The organism is Streptomyces sp. NPDC026500, from assembly GCF_055567635.1.
Genome location: NZ_JBVHQB010000004.1, coordinates 224,381 through 244,005 on the forward strand (window position 1 = coordinate 224,381; position 19,625 = coordinate 244,005).

20 protein-coding genes are annotated in these 19,625 nt (G+C 70.5%); 6 read left to right on the plus strand and 14 right to left on the minus strand.

Annotated elements, in window-relative coordinates; all coding sequences use genetic code 11:
- Window positions 1-3: 3 nt before the first annotated feature.
- The 6 genes from cbiE to ACZ4N5_RS09300 all read right to left on the minus strand — a co-directional run bounded on the left by cbiE (window position 4) and on the right by ACZ4N5_RS09300 (window position 6,026).
- Window positions 4-1,215 (minus strand): precorrin-6y C5,15-methyltransferase (decarboxylating) subunit CbiE, encoded by a 1,212-nt coding sequence (gene cbiE / locus ACZ4N5_RS09275; RefSeq protein ID WP_467756483.1) that lies wholly within the window; start codon window positions 1,213-1,215, stop codon window positions 4-6.
- A gap of 280 nt (window positions 1,216-1,495) precedes the next feature.
- A complete protein-coding gene (locus ACZ4N5_RS09280) occupies window positions 1,496-2,134 on the minus strand; it encodes a GNAT family N-acetyltransferase (protein ID WP_467756484.1) in 639 nt (212 codons plus the stop codon).
- Window positions 2,135-2,309: 175 nt separating this feature from the next.
- On the minus strand, window positions 2,310-3,140 hold the full coding sequence (locus ACZ4N5_RS09285; protein ID WP_467756485.1) for a MetQ/NlpA family ABC transporter substrate-binding protein: 831 nt from the start codon (window positions 3,138-3,140) through the stop codon (window positions 2,310-2,312).
- A 102-nt stretch (window positions 3,141-3,242) separates the two neighbouring features.
- The gene (locus ACZ4N5_RS09290; protein WP_467756486.1) at window positions 3,243-3,980 is read right to left on the minus strand and encodes a methionine ABC transporter permease; all 738 of its coding nucleotides are present in this window, start codon (window positions 3,978-3,980) and stop codon (window positions 3,243-3,245) included.
- Window positions 3,977-5,068 (minus strand): methionine ABC transporter ATP-binding protein, encoded by a 1,092-nt coding sequence (locus ACZ4N5_RS09295; protein WP_467756487.1) that lies wholly within the window; start codon window positions 5,066-5,068, stop codon window positions 3,977-3,979. The genes ACZ4N5_RS09290 and ACZ4N5_RS09295 overlap by 4 nt, the downstream gene beginning before the upstream one ends.
- A gap of 310 nt (window positions 5,069-5,378) precedes the next feature.
- Entirely contained in the window at window positions 5,379-6,026 is a 648-nt protein-coding gene (locus tag ACZ4N5_RS09300; RefSeq protein WP_467756488.1) for an HAD family hydrolase, read from the minus strand.
- A 69-nt stretch (window positions 6,027-6,095) separates the two neighbouring features.
- Here ACZ4N5_RS09300 and ACZ4N5_RS09305 point away from each other — a divergent pair, with 69 nt between their 5' ends.
- Window positions 6,096-6,455, plus strand: coding sequence for a hypothetical protein (locus tag ACZ4N5_RS09305; protein WP_467756489.1), 360 nt, complete (start codon window positions 6,096-6,098; stop codon window positions 6,453-6,455).
- A 1-nt stretch (window position 6,456) separates the two neighbouring features.
- On the plus strand, window positions 6,457-6,966 hold the full coding sequence (locus ACZ4N5_RS09310) for a hypothetical protein (protein WP_467756490.1): 510 nt from the start codon (window positions 6,457-6,459) through the stop codon (window positions 6,964-6,966).
- Window positions 6,967-6,991: 25 nt separating this feature from the next.
- Here the strand turns inward: ACZ4N5_RS09310 and ACZ4N5_RS09315 are convergent, their stop codons facing one another.
- From ACZ4N5_RS09315 to ACZ4N5_RS09325, 3 genes are all read right to left on the minus strand, one after another.
- Window positions 6,992-7,495, minus strand: coding sequence for a GNAT family N-acetyltransferase (locus ACZ4N5_RS09315; protein WP_467756491.1), 504 nt, complete (start codon window positions 7,493-7,495; stop codon window positions 6,992-6,994).
- A 55-nt stretch (window positions 7,496-7,550) separates the two neighbouring features.
- Complete coding sequence (locus tag ACZ4N5_RS09320) at window positions 7,551-8,045, minus strand: sigma-70 family RNA polymerase sigma factor (protein ID WP_467756492.1); 495 nt, start codon at window positions 8,043-8,045, stop codon at window positions 7,551-7,553.
- Window positions 8,046-8,189: 144 nt separating this feature from the next.
- The gene (locus ACZ4N5_RS09325) at window positions 8,190-9,353 is read right to left on the minus strand and encodes a glycerophosphodiester phosphodiesterase (protein WP_467756493.1); all 1,164 of its coding nucleotides are present in this window, start codon (window positions 9,351-9,353) and stop codon (window positions 8,190-8,192) included.
- A 408-nt stretch (window positions 9,354-9,761) separates the two neighbouring features.
- On the opposite strand from ACZ4N5_RS09325, the gene ACZ4N5_RS09330 reads away from it, so the two are divergent.
- A complete protein-coding gene (locus ACZ4N5_RS09330) occupies window positions 9,762-10,433 on the plus strand; it encodes a lysophospholipid acyltransferase family protein (protein WP_467756494.1) in 672 nt (223 codons plus the stop codon).
- A 501-nt stretch (window positions 10,434-10,934) separates the two neighbouring features.
- On the opposite strand, the gene ACZ4N5_RS09335 is transcribed toward ACZ4N5_RS09330, so the two are convergent.
- The 5 genes from ACZ4N5_RS09335 to ACZ4N5_RS09355 all read right to left on the minus strand — a co-directional run bounded on the left by ACZ4N5_RS09335 (window position 10,935) and on the right by ACZ4N5_RS09355 (window position 17,051).
- Window positions 10,935-12,452 carry an MFS transporter gene (locus ACZ4N5_RS09335; protein ID WP_467756495.1) on the minus strand — a complete coding sequence of 506 codons (1,518 nt, stop codon included), beginning with the start codon at window positions 12,450-12,452 and terminating at the stop codon, window positions 10,935-10,937.
- Entirely contained in the window at window positions 12,449-13,000 is a 552-nt protein-coding gene (locus tag ACZ4N5_RS09340) for a TetR/AcrR family transcriptional regulator (protein ID WP_467756496.1), read from the minus strand. The genes ACZ4N5_RS09335 and ACZ4N5_RS09340 overlap by 4 nt, the downstream gene beginning before the upstream one ends.
- Window positions 13,001-13,110: 110 nt before the next feature.
- A complete protein-coding gene (locus tag ACZ4N5_RS09345; protein WP_467756497.1) occupies window positions 13,111-14,082 on the minus strand; it encodes an aldo/keto reductase in 972 nt (323 codons plus the stop codon).
- Window positions 14,083-14,290: 208 nt separating this feature from the next.
- The gene (gene argH / locus ACZ4N5_RS09350) at window positions 14,291-15,724 is read right to left on the minus strand and encodes an argininosuccinate lyase (RefSeq protein ID WP_467756498.1); all 1,434 of its coding nucleotides are present in this window, start codon (window positions 15,722-15,724) and stop codon (window positions 14,291-14,293) included.
- 133 nt (window positions 15,725-15,857) lie between these two features.
- Complete coding sequence (locus ACZ4N5_RS09355) at window positions 15,858-17,051, minus strand: argininosuccinate synthase (RefSeq protein WP_467756499.1); 1,194 nt, start codon at window positions 17,049-17,051, stop codon at window positions 15,858-15,860.
- 284 nt (window positions 17,052-17,335) lie between these two features.
- On the opposite strand from ACZ4N5_RS09355, the gene ACZ4N5_RS09360 reads away from it, so the two are divergent.
- The 3 genes from ACZ4N5_RS09360 (at window position 17,336) to ACZ4N5_RS09370 (ending at window position 19,610) form a co-directional block, all read left to right on the plus strand.
- Complete coding sequence (locus tag ACZ4N5_RS09360) at window positions 17,336-18,184, plus strand: hypothetical protein (RefSeq protein ID WP_467756500.1); 849 nt, start codon at window positions 17,336-17,338, stop codon at window positions 18,182-18,184.
- Between the two features lie 136 nt (window positions 18,185-18,320).
- A complete protein-coding gene (locus ACZ4N5_RS09365) occupies window positions 18,321-18,908 on the plus strand; it encodes a pyridoxamine 5'-phosphate oxidase family protein (RefSeq protein WP_467756501.1) in 588 nt (195 codons plus the stop codon).
- Between the two features lie 3 nt (window positions 18,909-18,911).
- A complete protein-coding gene (locus ACZ4N5_RS09370) occupies window positions 18,912-19,610 on the plus strand; it encodes a L,D-transpeptidase family protein (protein WP_467756502.1) in 699 nt (232 codons plus the stop codon).
- The last annotated feature ends 15 nt before the right edge of the window (window positions 19,611-19,625 follow it).

Consider the following 19,625-nt stretch of genomic DNA (forward strand, 5'->3'; position numbering starts at 1 on the left):
GGATCACGGGGCGCGATCCGGCAGACGGCCGCTGAGCAGGAACGCGACGCTCCGTTCCTTCTCCGTCCAGGCCCTTGTATCGAGTTCGACGGACTGAATGAGGGCGCACTCGACGTCGTAGCCGTGCTCGGTCAGATCGCGGCCGATGAGTTCGGCGGCGTCCCGGGTCGCGGCGTGCGCGACGATGCGCTGGGGCCGGCGATCGGCGACGGCGGAGACGACCGCCGCTCCCCCGCCGCCGACGCGGACGACGTCCGGTTCGGGCAGGTCTTCCAGGATGTGCGGGGCGCTGCCCTGCACGATCTGCATCTGGACGCCGTAGCGGCGGGCCGAGTGCTCGGTGCGGGCGCAGGAGCCCGGACTGCGGTCGACCGCGATGACGGCGGCACCGGTGCGCGCGGCCTCGATGGCGAAGGCGCCGCTGCCGGAACCGATGTCCCAGACGAGGTCGCCGACGCGCGGTCCCAGCCGGGCGAGTTGGGCGGCGCGCAGCAGATCCGTCTCGCCTTCGCCGAGTGCGCCGCCGTACGCCCCGGCGGGCAGCGCCCAGCCGCGCGGCTCGTTGCCGGGCTCCCGGCCGGCGATCCAGCCGCCCCCTTCGGCAGCGGCGACGAAGCCACCGATGACGATCACGACGTTCGGGTCGCGCCAGGTGTGGTCGGCCGCCTTGTCGGAGGTCAGGATCGTGACCTGTTCACGGGTGGTGCCGAGCTCTTCGCAGATGACGAAGGTGCGGTGCACTCCTTCGAGAAGCAGCCCGAGTTCGGCGGGTCCGGCGCCTGGTGAGGTGAGGACAGCGACCTTGGTGTGGGCTCGGCATACATTCACCGCGCGTCGCAGGGTGCGGCTGTGTGCGACGACCACTTGCGCGTCGTCCCAGGGCATTCCGGCGCGGGCGAAGGCCGTGGCCACCGAGGAGACGCCGGGTACGACTTCGACCTCCAGGCCGAACTCGGGTGCGCGCAGGGTGCGTACGACGCCGAAGAATCCTGGGTCCCCGTCGGCGAGGACGACGGCGGTGCCCCGGTGGCTCGCGATCCTGCGGGCGGCGAGGGCCACGCTGCCGAGCCGGACGCGTTCGGCGCCCTCGGGCACTTCGGGGAGTGCGAGATGGTGGGCCGCGCCGGCCACCAGCGTGGCGGCACCGAGAGCGGAGCGCGCCGCGGCGGTCAGCGGCGAGCCGTCCCAGCCGATCACCGTGACCCGGTCGGCCATCGTCCTCAGTCTCCAGAAGGTCTTCGCAGGTCGTCAGGTGCAGCCCGGGCGGGCTCCGTGAGGGTACCTGGTGGGGCCCGGCGGCGCCGTGCCGGTCGGCGTGGCGCGGGAGGGGTCCCGTCGTGCCCGGATCACGCGTCCGGTCCATGCCACCGCGGTCCGGTGAGGTGACTCCCGTGCACCCATATGACTCGACGCGACCGTATATGACTCACCACGGCCGTTCCCGTACGTATGCGAGATCACGGCGCGCGGAATGCCGTACGCCTGCCCGGTCCGCTCAGTTCCAGTCGTTGAACGAGGTGAAGCCGCCGGTGTCGGCGAGGCGTCCACCCATGCCGTCGAGGTCCTCCGGCACGAGACTCCACACGATGAAGTCGGTGCGCAGGTCGACCCAGGCGCCGTCCTCGGTCCGGGTGCGCGCTATACAGGCGCTGCGCAGCACGCCCTCGCTGATGCAGCCGATCTTCTGGGCGACCTGCTGCGAGGCGGTGTTGCCGGCGGCCGTACGCAGTTCGATGCGCTCGAACTTCTGGTCGCGGAAGAGCCATCGGGCGGTGGCGAGCGCGGCTTCGGACGCGTAGCCCTCGCCGCGCGCCCAGGGGGCGATGATGTAGGAGAGCTCGGTGGAGCGAACGCGCCAGTTCGTCTTGCCGAGTTGGATGATGCCGACCAGGCGCTGGGTGAGGAACTCGGTGACGGCGAGGTCGAGTCCACGCCCCTCGGTGCGCTCCGTGGGCGCGTAGTCGGTGATCCAGTCGCGGGCACCGTCCTCCGAGAACGGCTGCGGGATCGACGTCCAGGCCGCCACCATCTCGTCGTTCATCATCTCGGCCAGCGGAGACACGTCGTCCTCGTCGAGCGCACGCAGGACCAACCGCTCCGTGCTGATGGAGATGTCGGGGAAGGTGCTCGTCATGCGACGCTCCGTAACCGTCGGGGACTCCGGACCTGATATACCGTCTGGTCCGCTGAACTGCCCAGCATGCAGCATGAAACCACTGAACGGCCCAACGGGGTCCACTCCGGGTAATGGAGTGGACCCCGTGCGGTGACGAGGGAGGCCGCCGGTGGCAAATGGCCCGGCCCCAGGCCTACTTGAAGGACGGAATGACGGAGCCGGCGTACTTGTCCTCGATGAACTTCTTGACCTCGGGCGAGGTCAGGAGCTTCGCGAGCTTCTTCACGCGCGGGTCGTCCTCGTTGCCCTTCTTGACGGCGAGAAAGTTGCCGTACGGGTTGTTCGTCGCGGACTCCAGGACGAGGGCGTCCTCGGCGGGCTTGAGGTGGGACTCGATGGCGTAGTTGCCGTTGATCACCGCGGCGTCGACGTCGTCCAGGGAGCGCGGGGTCTGGGCCGCCTCGAGCTCCTTGAACTTGAGGTTCTTCGGGTTCTTCGCGATGTCCTTGGCCGTCGCGCTGTTGCCCGCCCCGTCCTTGAGCGTGATGATCCCGTTGGCCGCGAGCAGCTTGAGCGCGCGGGCCTCGTTGACCGTGTCGTTCGGGACGGCGACCGTCGCACCGCTCTTCAGGGCGTCGACGCTCTTCACCTTGTGGGAGTAGAGGCCGAGCGGCTCCAGGTGCACCGTGACGACCGGCACGATGTGGGTGCCGTTCTTCTGGTTGAAGTCGTCGAGGTACGGCTGGTTCTGGAAGTAGTTGGCGCCCACGGATCCGTCCTCGGTCGCCGTGTTCGGCGTGACGTAGTCGGTGAACTCCTTGACCTCCAGGTCCAGGCCCGCCTTCTTCGCCAGGTGGTCCTTGACGTAGTCGAGGATCTCGGCGTGCGGGACCGGGCTGGCCGCGACGACGAGCGGTCCACTGGTGTCGGAGGCGGAGTCCTTGCCGGAGCCGCAGGCGCTGAGCCCGAGGGTGAGGGCTCCGGCGGCGAGGACAGCGGTGGTGATCTTTGCGGTGTTACGCACGAAAAGTGCCTTTCCTCATGGGTGGAGCTGCCCCGTCTTGGGGTGAACGGGGAAATGTGCGGGTGGGAGAGCCGGGGACCCGCGCCGGGACCCCGAGGTGTTTCAGGCGGCCTGGCCGACGTCCGCCGACGCGGGCTTCCGGGCCTTCAGCAGCCGCAGCTTCGGGGCGGCACCGGAGTGCCCGCCGCGCCGGTGCAGGGTGCGGGCCGCGTAGTCGCCGGCGAACTGGATGGCCGAGATGACGACGGCGAGGATGCCGACCGTGATCCACATCAGTCCGGACTCGAAGCGCTGGTAGCCGTAGCGGATCGCGATGTCGCCGAGCCCGCCGGCGCCGACGGTGCCGGCCATCGCCGAGTAGCCGATGAGGGCGACGACCGTGGTGGTCGCCGACGAGATCAGCGAGGGCAGCGACTCCGGTACGAGGACCCTGCGGACGACGGTCCAGGTGTTGCCGCCCATCGCCTGCACGGCCTCGACGAGCCCGCCGTCCACTTCGCGGACAGCCGTCTCGACCAGCCGCGCGAAGAACGGGATCGCGCCGACGGCGAGCGGGACGATGGCCGCCTCGCGTCCGATGGTCGTTCCGGTGATCGTGCGCGTGAAGCTCATCAGCGCGACCATCAGGATGATGAACGGCAGCGAGCGGGCGATGTTCACGACCTGCCCGATGACCTTGTTCACGACCACGTTCTGCAGGAGGCCGCCGCGGTCGGTGAGGACGAGCAGGACGCCGAGCGGCAGACCTCCGACGATCGCGATGAGCGTGGACCAGCCGACCATGTAGAGCGTGTCCCAACACGCCTGGGACAGCAGCGGCTGCATCTCCGACCAGCTCACTTGGCACCTTCCTTCACCAGCGCGGGCTGGGCGTCCTGGATGTCGATCTGCAGGCCCTGCTCCCGCAGGAAGCCGATCGGCACGACGTTCTCCTCGTAGCGACCGGGCAGTTCGATGCGCATCCGGCCGACCTGCCTGCCCGCGACGGTGTCCATCGCGGCGCCGAGGATCGAGATGTCGATGTTGTAGGTGCGCGAGAGCTGCGAGATGACGGGCCGGGTGGCCGACTCTCCGTGGAAGGTGACGTCGATGACGGTGCGGTCGTCGCCGGAGGCGTCGCCGCTGACCGGGAAGAGCGCCGAGGCCAGCTCGGAGCCGGGCGTCGCGAGGAGTTCGCTGACGGTGCCGGACTCGACGATGCGGCCGTTGTCCATCAGCGCGGCCGAGTCGCAGACCGTCTTGACGACGTCCATCTCGTGGGTGATGAGCAGGACGGTCAGGCCCAGCCGGCGGTTCAGGTCGCGCAGCAGTTGAAGGATGGAGCGGGTGGTCTCCGGGTCGAGGGCGCTGGTCGCCTCGTCGGAGAGCAGCACCTTCGGGTCGCCGGCCAGCGCGCGGGCGATGCCGACGCGCTGCTTCTGACCGCCGGAGAGCTGCGCGGGGTACGCCTTGGCCTTGTCGGAGAGACCGACCAGGTCGAGGAGTTCGAGGGCCTTGGAGGACCGCTGCTTGCCCGAGACGCCGAGGATCTCGAGCGGCAGCTCGACGTTGTCCTGAACCGTCCGCGTGGACAGCAGGTTGAAGTGCTGGAAGACCATGCCGATCCGGCTGCGCGCCTGGCGGAGTTCCCGGCCGGCCCGCGGACCGCGCCCGGCGAGGGCCGTGAGGTCCTGGCCGGCGACGGTGACCGTGCCGGAGGTGGGACGCTCCAGGAGGTTGACGCAGCGGATGAGCGAGGACTTGCCGGCGCCGGACTGACCGATGACGCCGTACACCTCGCCTTCGCGGACATGCAGATCGACGCCGTCGAGGGCGGTCACTTCACGGCCGCGCGAGCGGTAGACCTTGGTGAGGCCCGTTGTCGTGATCACTGGGAATTCCGTCACTGTCGAGTGCGGGGCGTGGGTGTGCGCCGGGCACGGATGCATTCGGTCGGGAACGCGGCACGGTTCTCGCCGTGGCGATGGAACCGGAAGGAGAACGTGTGCGCGGGGCAGCCCGGTCACGTACGCGGTACGGACTCAGGGCGCGGCGATCCCGCTTCGGGGCGCGGGATCAGGCGGTGGTGCGAGGGCCCTCTAGAAGGCGCACATTCGACACATACAACGAGCACCGGGCGTAGTGGTCGCCTCGGTCGCAAGGATGCGGCTGCTCGTCGTGGTCATGGAATGAAGTAAAGCAGACCGGGGGCCGGGGGCCGCCACCGCTGTCCGAATAGCGGACAGCCGTGGACGTCGCTCAGCCCCGGACGGAGATCTCCACTCCGGCGTCCGTCACCAGTACGGACAGGGCGGAGAGGTTCTCGACGACGAGGTCGGCGTCCAGCTCGTGGGCCTGGTGCGTTGTGGCCAACGCCACGGTGGCCATCCCGGCGGCGCGGCCGGCCCGGAGCCCGGCGGGGGCGTCCTCGAAGACGACGCAGCGGGCCGGGTCGACGCCCAGTTCGCGGGCGGCGAGCAGATAGGGCTCGGGGTCGGGCTTGCCCCGGGTGATGTCGTCGGCGGTGATCAGCGTCTTGGGGCGGATCCCGGCCTCGTCGAGCCGGGCGTCGGCGAGCCGGCGGGTGGCCGAGGTGACGACGGCCCAGCGCTCGGCGGGCAGCGCGGCGAGCAGCGCGAGGGTGCCGGGCAGCGGCACGACCCCGCCCCGCACGTCCTCGACCTCCAACTGCTCGATGCGGGCGAGTGCCTCGGGGACGAGGTCGGCGGGCAGCAGGTCGGCGGCTATCTCGATGGCGGGGCGGCCGTGCAGGGCGATCCGGGCGAAGTCCTCGGCGGTGATCCCGTACTCCTCGGCCCACAGGGCCCAGCAGCGGTTCACCGACTCGAGGGACGAGACGAGGGTTCCGTCGTTGTCGAACAGGAGGGCTTCGGCGTGGATCTTCATGCCGTCGACCCTACGGGGCAGCCCGGGGGCGAGCGCATCAGGTCTTTTGGCCCGTAATAGGGTCACGGCATGTTTGATGCCCTGACGGTCGCGACGGCCGTCGCCGCGCTCGCGCTCGCCGCCTGGTGCGGCTGGGCCGCCCACCGTGACCAGCCCACCAAGGACTGGCACTTCATCGGCATGGCCGTGGTGTCGCTGCTCGCCCTGGTCCAGCTGGTGATCGGCGTCGTCCAGCTGGCGCGCGGCGAGAAGCCGGAGCAGGGCACGACGATCTTCGTGGCGTATCTGATCGGCGCCTTCGCGTGCATTCCCGCCGCCGGCTTCATGTCGCTGGCGGAGCGCACCCGCTGGGGTTCGGTCACGGTGGCGGCCGGCGGCGTCGTCCTCGCCGTGCTCGAAGTCCGGCTCTACGACATCTGGGGAGGCTGAGATGACGGCCACGGAGGAGAACACGAGCGTGCCTCGGAACGAGCAGGACGAGCGGGACGAGCAGGAGCGGGACGGCCAGGGCGGGAAGCCGCCGGAGGAGCCCGCGGACAAGAAGCGCACGCGGCTCATCAGCGGCCCCGGCATCCTGCTGCTGTGGCTGTACGGAGTGATGGTGGTCGGCGCCGTCTCGCGGTCGGCCGTGCAGATCTCCACGCAGTTCGACAAGGCGCCGCTGGCCTACTCGCTCTCCGCGGTCGCCGGTCTCGTCTACGGATTCATCACGTACTCGCTCGTGCGCGGCGGTGAGACGGCGCGCAGGGCGGCGCTGGTGTGCTGCGCCGCCGAGCTCGCGGGTGTACTGATCGTCGGGACCTGGACGCTGGTCGAGCCGTCCGCCTTCCCCGACGCGACGGTGTGGTCGGACTACGGCATGGGCTATCTCTTCATCCCGGTCCTGCTGCCGCTGTCGGCGATGTACTGGCTGCGCAAGGCGCGTACGACCGCCGGCTGACGACTGCTGCCGAAGTCGGCCGCGCTCAGGCGCTGGTGGCGTACGCGCCGGCGTCGGCGCCCTTGGCGAGGGTCACCTGCGTCATGCGCTCGCCCACCTGCTCCTGCGAGACCGGCGCGTAGCCGTGCTTGCGGTACAGGCGCAGGTTGCGTTCGCTGCGGTGGCCGGTGAACAGCTGGAAGGACTTGGCGGTTCCTTCGGCGCCGAGGCGGGTCTCGATCGCGTCGAGCAGGCGTCCGCCGAGGCCGTGCCGCTGCATGCGCGGATGCACGATGAGTTTGCTGATGCGGGCCGTGCCGTCGGCGTCGACGGCGCCGCGTACGGAGGCCACCACCTCGTCGCCGAGCCGGGCCACCAGCACCGTGGCGTCCGCCAGTTCCGCCCTGAGCGAGTCGAGCGGCTGTGTGAGCGGCTCGATGCCGTAGTCGCCGTAGAGCTCGGCCTCGCTCTGATAGCAGAGGTACTGCAGCTTCAGGATCTGTTCCGCATCCTGCTCGGTCGCCGCCGAGATGGTCACGCTCATGCCCATGTGTGCATGCCTCCCGCTCACCTGTTCCGGTCGTCCCCCACTCCTATCCCCGTCGTCAGCGGGCCGCAACCTCCGTCGTCAGCAATCGACGCAGACATCCAAGACATCTGGAACGTTCCGGACCAAGACTCCCCTGTGAGATACCCAACTCACCTGCGATCTCCCGGTAGGTGAGGTCCTTCGGGGAGAGCAGGGCGGCCATCAGGCCCGGACAGCGGCCGGGCAGCCGGCGCACGGCGTCGTGCAGCTCGCGACGGCGGGCGGCGGCCATCGCCTGCTGCTCGGGGCAGGGGCCGCTGTCGTCCGCGGGCTCGGCGGCGTACGGCCGCTCGACGCGTGCCCTGCGACGGCTCCGGCGCGCCTCGGAGCGCACGGCCCGGCGCACCCAGCTCTGCGGGTCGACGGGCGGTCCTGTCGTGTCCAGGAGCTCCAGCAGGCGCAGCCAGACGGCCTGTTCCAGGTCGTTCCGCTCGGCGCCGGAGGCGTGGGCCTCCGCCGACGCCTCGGCGGTGAGCAGCGGCCGCAGCGTGGAAACCAGCTCGTGGGTCATGTGCGGCACGACGCGGCCGCCCGGGCGGGAGGTTGCCGGGGCGGCCGGTTGTCATCCCATCCGGCGTGACGAGGTCACGCGTTGACAGATGTGGACACCCGTCTCGTTCCTCGGACCGGTCCGTCGACGGACCGGGAGGCGGGCTCAACCCTTGAGGAAGTCCGCGCGGGCCAGCACCGCGGTGTCCGCGTTGTCGGAGAAGACGCCGTCGATGCCTGTCTCGAAATAGACCTTGAAGGCGCCGAAGGGGTCCCCGTAGGCGTCCGCGGCGGTGCCCTTGCGGAAGCTCGTGGGCAGGAAGGGGTTCTCGTTGCGCATGGTGTACGGGTGCAGGATCAGGCCCGCGCGGTGCGCGTCGGCGACGAGCGTGGTCGCACTGGTGAGGTTGCCGTCCGCGTCCTTCGGGATGACCAGGTCGAGCGTGGGGCCGATGCCCTGCGCGTACGAGGCGATCCACTCCAGGCCCTCGGGTGTGACGAGGTCGGCGACCGTGCGGGGGTCGCCCGCCGCGACGAAGTCCCAGGGCCGGGTGTTCGCGGCGGACAGCAGGACGACGAGCGGGTTGCCGACGAGCTTGTTCAGCCGCTGGATGCTGCTCGGCTCGAAGGACTGGAGGATGACCGGCGAGTCCTTCCTGTCCTTGCCGTACTTGCGCAGCAGTTTCGCGACCCGCTCCTCCAGGCCGAGGCCGAGCGCCCGGAAGTAGGTGGGGTGCTTGGTCTCGGGGTAGATCCAGACCTGCTTGCCACGCTTGCGGGTCTGCTCGTCCTGCCAGCGGAGTACCTCTTCGAAGGTGGGGATCTCCCAGCGGCCGTCGTAAAGGGTGTTGTGCGGGCGGTTGGCGGGGATGCGCTCGACGGCGCGCAGGGTCTTCAGCTCGGCGAGCGTGAAGTCCTCGGTGAACCAGCCGGTGGTGGGGACCCCGTCGAGGGTCTTGGTGGTCTTGCGGCCGGCGAACTCGGGGTGCGCCGAGACATCCGTGGTCCCGCCGATTTCCGGTTCGTGACGGCATACGAGGTGGCCGTCCCTGGTGGGCACCAGGTCGCCGGCCTCGACGACGTCGGCGCCCAGGTCGAGGGCCAGCTGGTACGAGCCGAAGGTGTGCTCCGGCCGGTAGCCGCTGGCTCCGCGGTGGCCGATGACGGTCGGTCTGGGCAGGCTCCGGTAGCCGGCGCCCCCGTGGCGCTCGTCCGCGCTCGCGGCGCCCGGAAGGCCGAGGACCGCCCCGCCCGCCCCGAGCACCGCCGCCCCGAGCAGCGTCCGTCGCGCCGTGCCCCGCTCCTGACCGTTCGACTCCTGCGCTCCCATGAACGCTCCTCCCGCCGTAGGTGCCCTGCCTGTCGAAGCGGGACGATCGTAGGTGCCCCCGTGTGACGGGAGGGAGGCCCGCGGCGGAACAGTGGGTGACCCCGGATGTCGTGCGGGATGCGGAACATGACGGTCCGTCGGCATCGGCCGGGCGGTCGGGGGTAGGCGTGAGACTGCGGCGAACGGACGGCGATTCATGACGGGATCACCCGTTCGCCGGTACGGCGCGCGATGTCCGTCACATCGTGTCGCCCCGATGTCTGCCCCTCACAGGCACGCAACCGCAGGTAAACGTAGGTCAACAGTGCGTATCCAGTCGATGAACCCGATGTGCAATCATCCGGGAACCGCGAGTATCGTCCTCACCTGCACATACTCCATACCGATCCCTTGACACCGGAGGGCCCGTTGTCCCGCTTCGCGCTCATCAAGGCAGTGCTCGGACCGATCATGCGCCTGATGTTCCGCCCACGGGTGGAAGGCGTGGAGCACATCCCGGGCGACGGTCCGGTGATCCTGGCCGGCAACCACCTCACGTTCATCGACTCGATGATCCTTCCGCTGGTCTGCGACCGGCAGGTGCTCTTCATCGGCAAGGACGAGTACGTCACGGGCAAGGGCCTCAAGGGCCGCCTGATGGCGTGGTTCTTCACCGGTGTCGGCATGATCCCGGTGGACCGGGACGGCGCCAACGGCGGCGTTGCCGCGCTGATGACCGGGCGCCGCATCCTGGAGGAGGGCAAGGTCTTCGGGATCTACCCCGAGGGCACCCGCTCCCCCGACGGCCGTCTGTACCGCGGCCGCACGGGCATCGCCCGGCTGACCCTGATGACCGGTTCCCCGGTGGTTCCCTTCGCGATGATCGGCACGGACAAGCTTCAGCCGGGCGGCGCGGGGATGCCGCGGCCGGGCAAGGTCACCGTCCGCTTCGGTCCCGCCATGGAGTTCTCGCGCTACGAGGGCATGGACCGCGACCGGTACGTGCTGCGCGCCGTGACCGACTCCGTGATGACCGAGGTCATGCGGCTCTCCGGCCAGGAGTACGTCGACATGTACGCCACCAAGGCGAAGGCCGCCTAGCACTTCGGCCGCGCGAAGGGCGCCGGGCTCCTCGCCCGGCCGCCCCGTGAGATCGCACACGGGTGGCCCCGACCGGCAGTTGCCGGCCGGGGCCACCCTTTTGCGCGGTTCCGACGGGTTCGTTCGGAGCCGCCCCGAATCGGGCCGCGCCGTGCCACAGCGGGCGCCCCACCCCGGTGGCCCGGACGCCGCCGATCCGACCTCATCGGTCCGACCTCGGGCAGTCCGACCCCGCGCAGTCCAGCCCCACGCAGTCCGACCCCGAACGATCCGACCCGGGCAGTTCGACCCCGAGCGATCCAACCCGGGCAGCCGACCCCGAGCGATCCGACCCAGCGCAGCTCGACCCCGAGCAGTCCGACCCCGAGCGGCCGACCCCGGCAGTTCGACCCCGGGCGGTCCGACCCCGGGCGGTCCGACCCCGGGCGGCCAATCCCGGGCGATCCGACCCCGGGCAGTCCGACCCCGGGACGGCCGACCCAGGTGGCCCGAACGGCCCCCCTACGCCTCCAGCTTCTGGCCGCGCAGGAGGAACCATGCCGCCACCGCGGTGGCGAGCAGGACCGCCGCGCCCGCGCCGGAGGCCAGCGCCAGACCGTCCACGAAGGACTCCCTGGCCGCTGTGAGCAGGGTCTCGGCGGTGTGCTCGGGCAGACTCCCGGCGGCTTCCACCGCTCCGCCCAGCGAGTCGTGCGCCTCGGCCGGTGTGCCCGCGGGGCCGGTGAAGCCCGCGTAGACGCCGGTCACGACGGAGCCGAGCAGGGCGATGCCGAGAGCCGCGCCGAGTTCGTAGGCCGTCTCGGAGACGGCGGACGCGGCGCCCGCCTGATCCTTGGGCACGGCGGAGAGAATGACGTCGGCGGTGACGGTGAACGAGAAGCCCGCGCCGATACCGACCACCAGCAGGGCGGCGCCGAGCAACGGATATCCGGTGGACCGGTCGAGCACGGTCAGCGTCCCGAGCGCGAGGCCCACCGCGGCGAGTCCGGCGGAGACGACGGTACGCACGGAGAACCGCCGCGCGAACCGTCCCGCGACCAAGCCCGCCGCCACCGCGCCCACGGCGGCGGGGACTTCGGCGAGCCCCGCCTCGAACGGCCCCCGGCCCTGCACGAGTTGCAGGTACTGAGAGAGGAAGAACACGAGTCCGGACATGCCGAGCACCGTGAACAGGTCGGCGAGCACGGCACCGGAGAATCCCCGGTTGCGGAACAACCGGACATCCAACAGCGGCGTGGGAAGCGTCAGTTGGCGGCGCACGAACCAGAGGAGCGCGCCGGCGCCCAGCAGGCCCGCGGCGAATGCCTCGCCGCTCGGTCCGTGCGCGGCGAGCTCCTTCACCGCGTACACCACGCCGATCACACCGACGAGCGAGAGCGTGACGCTGACCAGGTCCCAGGGTCCGGGGTTCGGGCTCTTCGACTCGGGGAGCAGCCTGCGGCCGACGAGGACGAGGACCACCATCACCGGAAGGTTGATGAGGAAGACCGAACCCCACCAGAAGTGTTCGAGCAGGAAGCCGCCGACGACGGGACCGACCGCCGTGCCCGCGGAGGCCGTCGCGCCCCAGATGCCGATGGCGAGGCTGCGCTCGCGCGGTTCGTGGAAGATGTTGCGGATCAGGGCGAGGGTGGCGGGCATCAGAGTCGCGCCCGCGACACCGAGCAGCGCCCGCGCCAGGATCATCAACTCGGGTGTCGTGGCATAGGCGTTGAGCACGGATATCAGGCCGAACGCCGTCGCGCCGACGAGCAGCAGCTTCTTGCGGCCGATGCGGTCGCCGAGGCTGCCCATGGAGACGAGCAGACCGGCGATGACGAACGAATAGACGTCACCGATCCACAGGAGCTGGGTGCCGGAGGGCTTCAGGTCCTCACTGATGTACGGGGTCGCGAGCCCGAGGACGGTCGCGTCCACGGCCACCAGCAGCACGGCGAGGACGAGGACGCAGAGCGCGAGCCAACGGCCCGGGCGCTTCTGCACCTCCGTCACGAGTGCCGGCCGCAGCGTGCTGGTCATGGTTCCTCTCTCCTGAGTGCGCCGCCGAGCAGCAGCTCGACGATCATGTGGTGGAAGTCCTTGGCGGCGACCCGCCCCTCGGTCACGGCCCAGGCGGCCGAGGCCATCAGCCCGTACAGCGCCTCGGTGAGCCAGGCCGGGGTGAGGTCGATGCGGAACTCGCCGCTCTGCTGGCCGCGCCGGAACAGCGCGGCCATCCGGGCGTCGAGCCGGGCCCAGCCCTCGTGCTGCCCGTCGCCCTCGAACAGCTGGTTCTCCGTGTAGAGGAAGGCGAGCAGGCCGGCCACCTTCTCCAGCTCCCGCACCAGGCGGCGCACGGCTTCCTGGGCGGTGCCGTCGTCGAGGCGGGCCGCGTCGAGCGCGGCCTCGCACTCCTCGATGCCCAGTGCCTCCAGCGCGCGGACGAGCGCGTCGCGGCCGGCGAACTGACGGTGCAGCGTGGCCCGGCTGATCCCGGCGGCCTTGGCGACCTCGTCCATGGTCGCGGTGGATTTCCGGGTGAGCAGGGCGGCTGCGCTGCGCAGCACGTGGTCACGGTCGACAGCCATGAGACAACAGTACCCCAGATGAGACATCATTGTCTCATTAGGAGCGCACGCGTCTCACGCCTTCCCTGTTCGGGAGGTGCTCGAAGCCCTTCTCACGCAGCTCCTGGCGCTCAGTGCCAGGGCAACTGCCCGCGTCGCTCCCAGTACGCCCGCGGCTCCTCCACCAGGGCGGCGAGCCGGTGCAGCTGGTCGTCGTCGAGGTCGACGACCGCGGCGTGCAGGTTCGAGGCGAGCTGGTTGGCGGTGGCCGCCCCCGAGAGCACGACACCCGCCCAGGGCTGCCGCAGGATCAGCGCGAGGGCGACCGCGTCGCAGCCGAGGGAGGTCTCCGCGGCGACGGCGCGCATCGCTTCCGGCGCATGGGGCCCGGCGAGCCGGCCGTTGGCCATACCCTCCTTGACGATCACCGTGAGTCCGGCGTCGTGGGCCTCGGCGAGCGCCGTGGCGGCCGAGGTCTCCAGGACGTTGTACGTCGACTGGACGGTGCGGAAGAGCGGCTCACCGTCGACCGTGACGGCGAGCGCGGCACGGATCGCCTCCGCCTGCTCGGGTCCGCTGGTGGAGAAGCCGATCGACAGGCCTCCGGCGGCCGCTTCGGCGAGTGCCGCGTGCAGCTCCTTGTCGGTGAGGGCCGGGCTCTCCGGGGTCACCGAGTGGATCTGGTAGAGGTCGAGCCGGTCGCCGAGCAGCTCCGCGGTCTCGGCGCGTTGCCGCGCGTACATGGCGAGGCCGTGGTCCTTGACCTCGTGCGCCTCGGCGTCGGTGCGCCAGTCCGCGGTGTACGCGTAGCCCCACTTGCTGCCGACGACGATGTCGTCGATGTTCGGGCGGCCGCGCAGCCAGTCGGCGAGGAACTCCTCGGAACGGCCGTAGGAGCGCGCCACGTCGAAATAGCGCACGCCCTGGGCGTAGGCGGCTTCGAGGAGCTCATGGGTGCGCTCGCGCAGGGCGTCGACACTGCGGTCGGCCGGGAGGTCCTCCTCGCGGCCGAGGTTGATGTAGCCGGGGCGGCCGACGGCGGCGAGCCCCAGGCCGAGGTGGGCGGTGGGAGTCGTGGCTGAGGCGAGGCGTGCGAAGGGCATCGCGGCTCCGTTCGGTCGGCTCCTTTACGGCACCCGACCAACGTAACCCGCGACACCCTCCGCCGAACGGCACCCGCCCCCGTACGCGAACCGCGTCCGCTCTTCCGCGCCCGGGAGAGGCGGCCACCCCCGGCCTCGATCCGGTCCCGCGGCGCGTACGTTCCGGGTCCGGTCCGGCTTGCGCTTCCCCCGGGCGTCCGCGCGGAGGCTACTTCTTCCGCTTCGCCACGGCCCACGTCTGCTGGGCGGCGACGTCCGTCTTGATCTCGGCGAGCTGGACGGCGACCGCGCTGGGCGCCGTACCGCCGCGGCCGTCGCGGGAGGCGAGGGCGCCCGGGACGTTGAGGACGGACCGCACCTCGGGCGTCAGATGCGCCGAGATCTTCGCGAACTGCTCGTCGGTCAGCTCGTCCAGTTCCTTGCCGTCCGCCTCGGCCACCTTCACGCACTCACCGGCGACCTCGTGCGCGACACGGAACGGCACGCCCTGCTTGACCAGCCACTCGGCGATGTCGGTGGCGAGCGAGAAACCGGCCGGGGCCAGCTCCTCCATACGCTCCCGGTGCACGGTCAGCGTGGCCATCATGCCGGTGAAGGCGGGGAGGAGGACCTCCAACTGGTCGCAGGAGTCGAAGACCGGCTCCTTGTCCTCCTGGAGATCACGGTTGTACGCGAGGGGCAGCGCCTTGAGCGTGGCCATCAGCCCGGTCAGATTGCCGATCAGACGGCCCGACTTGCCGCGCGCGAGCTCGGCGATGTCCGGGTTCTTCTTCTGCGGCATGATCGACGAGCCGGTGGAGAACGCGTCGTGGAGGGTGACGAAGGAGAACTCCTTCGTGTTCCAGATGATGACCTCCTCGGCGATCCGGGAGAGGTTGACGCCGATCATCGCGGTGATGAAGGCGAACTCCGCCACGAAGTCGCGGGAGGCCGTGCCGTCGATGGAGTTGGCGACACTGCCGTGTTCGAAGCCGAGGTCCTTCGCCACCGCCTCCGGGTCCAGGCCGAGGGAGGAACCCGCCAGGGCACCGGAGCCGTACGGCGAGACGGCCGTCCGCTCGTCCCACTGGCGCAGCCGCTCCGCGTCCCGGGACAGGGACTGGACATGGGCCAGGACATGGTGCGCGAACAGCACCGGCTGGGCGTGCTGGAGGTGCGTACGGCCGGGCATCGCCACGCCCGGGTGCGCCTCCGCCAGGCCGATCAGCGCCTCCTGGAGATCGGCGATGAGACCGCCGATGATCCGGGCGTGGTCGCGCAGGTACATACGGAAGAGCGTGGCCACCTGGTCGTTGCGGGAGCGGCCGGCGCGCAGCTTGCCGCCGAGGTCGGGACCGAGGCGCTCAAGGAGGCCGCGCTCAAGAGCCGTGTGCACGTCCTCGTCGGCGATCGTGCCCACGAAGGAACCGTCGGCGACGTCGGCCTCCAGCCCGTCGAGTCCCGCGATCATCCGGGTGAGCTCGTCCTCGGTGAGCAGGCCCGCCCCGTGCAGCACGCGCGCGTGGGCGCGAGAACCGGCGATGTCGTACGGCGCGAGGCGCCAGTCGAAGTGGACCGACGCGGACAGCTTGGCCAGGGCCTCGGCGGGACCGTCGGCGAAACGTCCGCCCCAGAGCCGTACGTCACCGCTGTTGCTGCTCACTTGCGTTACTCCTCGAAAGGTCTGGATGTGCCACCGCCTCCCCACGCGTGAGTGAGGAGGCGGCAGTCAGGCTAGTGCTCGGGAGGCTTCGAGGCGGCGGACACGACACGGTCCGCGCCGGGTGCCGTACGGCTCAGGCCAGATCCCGCTTGGCGGCGATCTTCGACGACAGGCTGTAGATGTCGATGAAGCCCTTGGCCGCGGCCTGGTCGAAGGTGTCGCCCGTGTCGTACGTGGCCAGGTCGAAGTCGTAGAGCGAGGTGTCGGAGCGCCGGCCCGTGACGACCGCGCGGCCACCGTGGAGGGTCATCCGGATGTCGCCGTTGACGTGCTGGCTGGCCTCGTCGATGAAACCGTCCAGGGCCCGCTTCAGCGGGGAGAACCACTGGCCGTCGTAGACCAGTTCGCCCCAGCGCTGCTCGACCTGCCGCTTGTAGCGGGCGAGTTCACGCTCGACCGTGACGTTCTCCAGCTCCTGGTGCGCGGTGATCAGCGCGATCGCGCCCGGAGCCTCGTACACCTCACGGGACTTGATGCCCACGAGCCGGTCCTCGACCATGTCGATCCGGCCGATGCCCTGGGCGCCCGCACGCTCGTTGAGCTGCTGGATGGCCTGGAGCACGCTGACGGGCTTGCCGTCGATCGCGACCGGGACGCCCTGCTTGAAGGTGATGATCACCTCGTCGGCCTCGCGGTGCTCGGCCGGGTTCGAGGTGTACTCGTAGATGTCCTCGATCGGCGCGTTCCAGATGTCCTCCAGGAAGCCCGTCTCGACCGCGCGTCCGAAGACGTTCTGGTCGATGGAGTACGGGGACTTCTTGGTGGTGGCGATCGGGAGCTGCTTCTGCTCGCAGAAGGCGATCGCCTTGTCGCGGGTCATCGCGTAGTCACGGACCGGGGCGATGCACTTGAGGTCGGGGGCGAGGGCGACGATGCCGGCCTCGAACCGCACCTGGTCGTTGCCCTTGCCGGTGCAGCCGTGGGCGACCGTGGTGGCGCCGTGCTTCTGGGCGGCGGCGACGAGGTGCTTGACGATCGTCGGCCGGGAGAGGGCGGAGACCAGCGGATAGCGGTCCATGTAGAGGGCGTTGGCCTTGATCGCCGGGAGGCAGTACTCGTCGGCGAACTCGTCCTTGGCGTCCGCGACCTCGGCCTCGACGGCACCGCAGGCGAGCGCGCGCTTGCGGATGACGTCCAGGTCCTCGCCGCCCTGGCCGACGTCGACCGCTACGGCGATGACCTCGGCGCCCGTCTCCTCGGCGATCCAGCCGATGGCGACGGAGGTGTCCAGACCGCCTGAATAGGCGAGTACGACGCGCTCGGTCACGGGATTCTCCTCACAGTGCATTCGCTGACATGCATGAGTATGCAGGACTCCGTATGGTTCGTCAATCGCGGCCCGCGACGACGCGGACGTCCGGACACCCGGGCGAGGGACCTCCGGACATCCGGGCGACGGAATCTTCCGGGCGCTTGAACACCTGAAACCGCTTTCCCGTATCTCCCGCTGAACGCAGGCGCCGCGTTCGCGTACGGCAGGCACACGGACAACGGACCGCCCGGACGATCACCGGGCGGTCGTCCGCCCCCCGACCCGAATGAGGATTCCGCATGTCCAGGGCTCTTCCGAAGTACAACAAGCGGCGCGTCGTGATGATCGGCGGAGCCTCCGCCGTGGTGCTGTCAGCCGCGGTGATCGCCGGCAGCGCCCTGGCCGGCGAGACACACGGCAGCGGCGCGCAGAACGCCACGACGAAGGCCGCCCCGGCGAGCACGGTGAACTGCCCGGCCGTCGCGCCGAGCCTGCCGGCGGTCCCGGCCTCCGCGAAGGCCGAGGTCGACCGCAACCTCACCCTGCTGAACACCCAGATCGCGGAGGCGAACAAGCGACTGGTCGACACGGTCGGACAGGGCGGCCCGAACTTCGTCCAGAACGCGATCCTCGGCCCCCTCAAGGACAAGCGCGTCGCCACCATCAACCGCATCGCGACGGCCATCGGGCGCACGGCCGCCAAGCCGCAGGGCCTGGACTCGCTCGCGCCCTGCGCGCTCAACGCCGTGGGCGGCGCCGCCGCGGGCGGGGCGGCCACCGGCGGCGCCGCACCCAGCGCCACGGCCACCGCCCAGGCGGGCGGGGCCGCCGGCGACACGGGCGCCGCCACCGCCGCCGGCACCATCACGTGCCCGGACGTCGCGTCGCAGCTGCCCGCCGTCCCGGCCTCCGCGAAGGCCGAGGTCGACCGCAATCTGGCGCTCCTGAGCACCCAGATCGCCGAGGCGAACACCAGGCTGGCCAACAGCGTCGGACAGGGCGGGCCCAACTTCGTCCAGAACGCGATCCTCGGTCCCCTGAAGGACAAGCGGACCTCGACCATCGACCGCATCGCGATCTCCATCGGCCGTACCGCCGCCAAGCCGACCGGGCTGGACTCCCTCGCCGCCTGCACGCTCACCAAGTGACGTGACAGGCGCCCCGGCCGTTTCGCCGATGGCGGCCGGGGCGCCTGTCACGGCTTCCGGCGGCGCCCCTGAACGACGCCGCCGGAACCCGCAATTCCTTAGACAGGCGAAAGGCTTTCCCGGATAATCGTTAGACATGGGAAAGACTTATGAGCGCATCGACGGCCGCCTCCGTACGTTCATCGAGGCACAGCCCCTCTTCTTCACCGCGACCGCACCGCTGTCCGAGGACGGCACGGTCAACCTCTCCCCCAAAGGGCTCAGCGGTTCGTTCGCCGTACTCGACGAGCGGACCGTGGCCTATCTGGACTTCGCCGGGAGCAACGCGGAGACGATCGCGCATCTGCGCGAGAACGGCCGGATCACCCTGATGTGGTGCGCCTTCCAGGGCCCGCCCAACATCGTCCGGGTGCACGGCCGCGGCGAACCGGTCTTCCGCGACGACCCGCGCTTCAAGCGACTCCTCACCCACTTCACCGCCATCGATCCGACGTCGCACGGGCTTCGCGCGATCATCGTCGTGACCGCCGAACTCGTCCGCGACACCTGCGGCTACGCGGTGCCGTTCATGTCCTACGACGAGGACCGCGATCTGCACGCCAGGCGTTTCGCGCGCGAGGACGACACTTCACTGAGCGAGTACTTCACCAAGAAGGAGCACATCGCGACGAGCCTGGACGGACTGCCCGGGCTGCCGCTTCCGTTGCCCCCCAGTACGGTCTGAGCCATGCGCCTCGGAGCCGCCGCCCTCGCGTCCGCGTCCCTGCTCGCCCTGGCCCCGGGCGGGCCGCCGCCCCTTGCCGAGCTTCCCGCGCGGCTGGCCGACACCGGCGGCGGAACCCAGCTGATCACCGCTGAGGCACCGCGCGAGAACACGACGGCCGGGACGCTCTCCTGGTGGGACCTGCGGAACGGGCGCTGGGTGCGGGCCGGCTCCGCCGCCGCGCGGTTCGGGGCGCGCGGACTGGTCGAGGGCCGGGTGCGGCGCCAGGGCACGAACACCACACCCACCGGGCTGTACGAGCTGCCGTACGCGTTCGGGACCCGGGCCGCGCCGGAAGGGACCTTGATGCCGTACCGCCGGGTGGGTCAGGACTCCTGGTGGTGCCAGGACAACGCGTCCCGGTCGTACAACCGGTGGACCGAGCCGCGCCCCGGGGACTGCCGGGCCGCGGAGTCCGAGCATCTGATCGCCTACGAGAAGCAGTACGCGTACGCCTTCGTCATCGGGTTCAACTACGACCGGCCGGTGCGCGGGCGTGGCGCGGGTATCTTCCTGCACGTCAACGGGAGCGGGCCCACGGCCGGTTGCGTGTCCGTTCCGGCGGACGCGATGCGCCGGATCCTCGCGTGGGCCGATCCGGCGCGCGGGCCGCACATCGCCATTGGCACGGCGAACGGGGCGACGGCGGTCACCCGGTACTGACGGACCGGATGACAC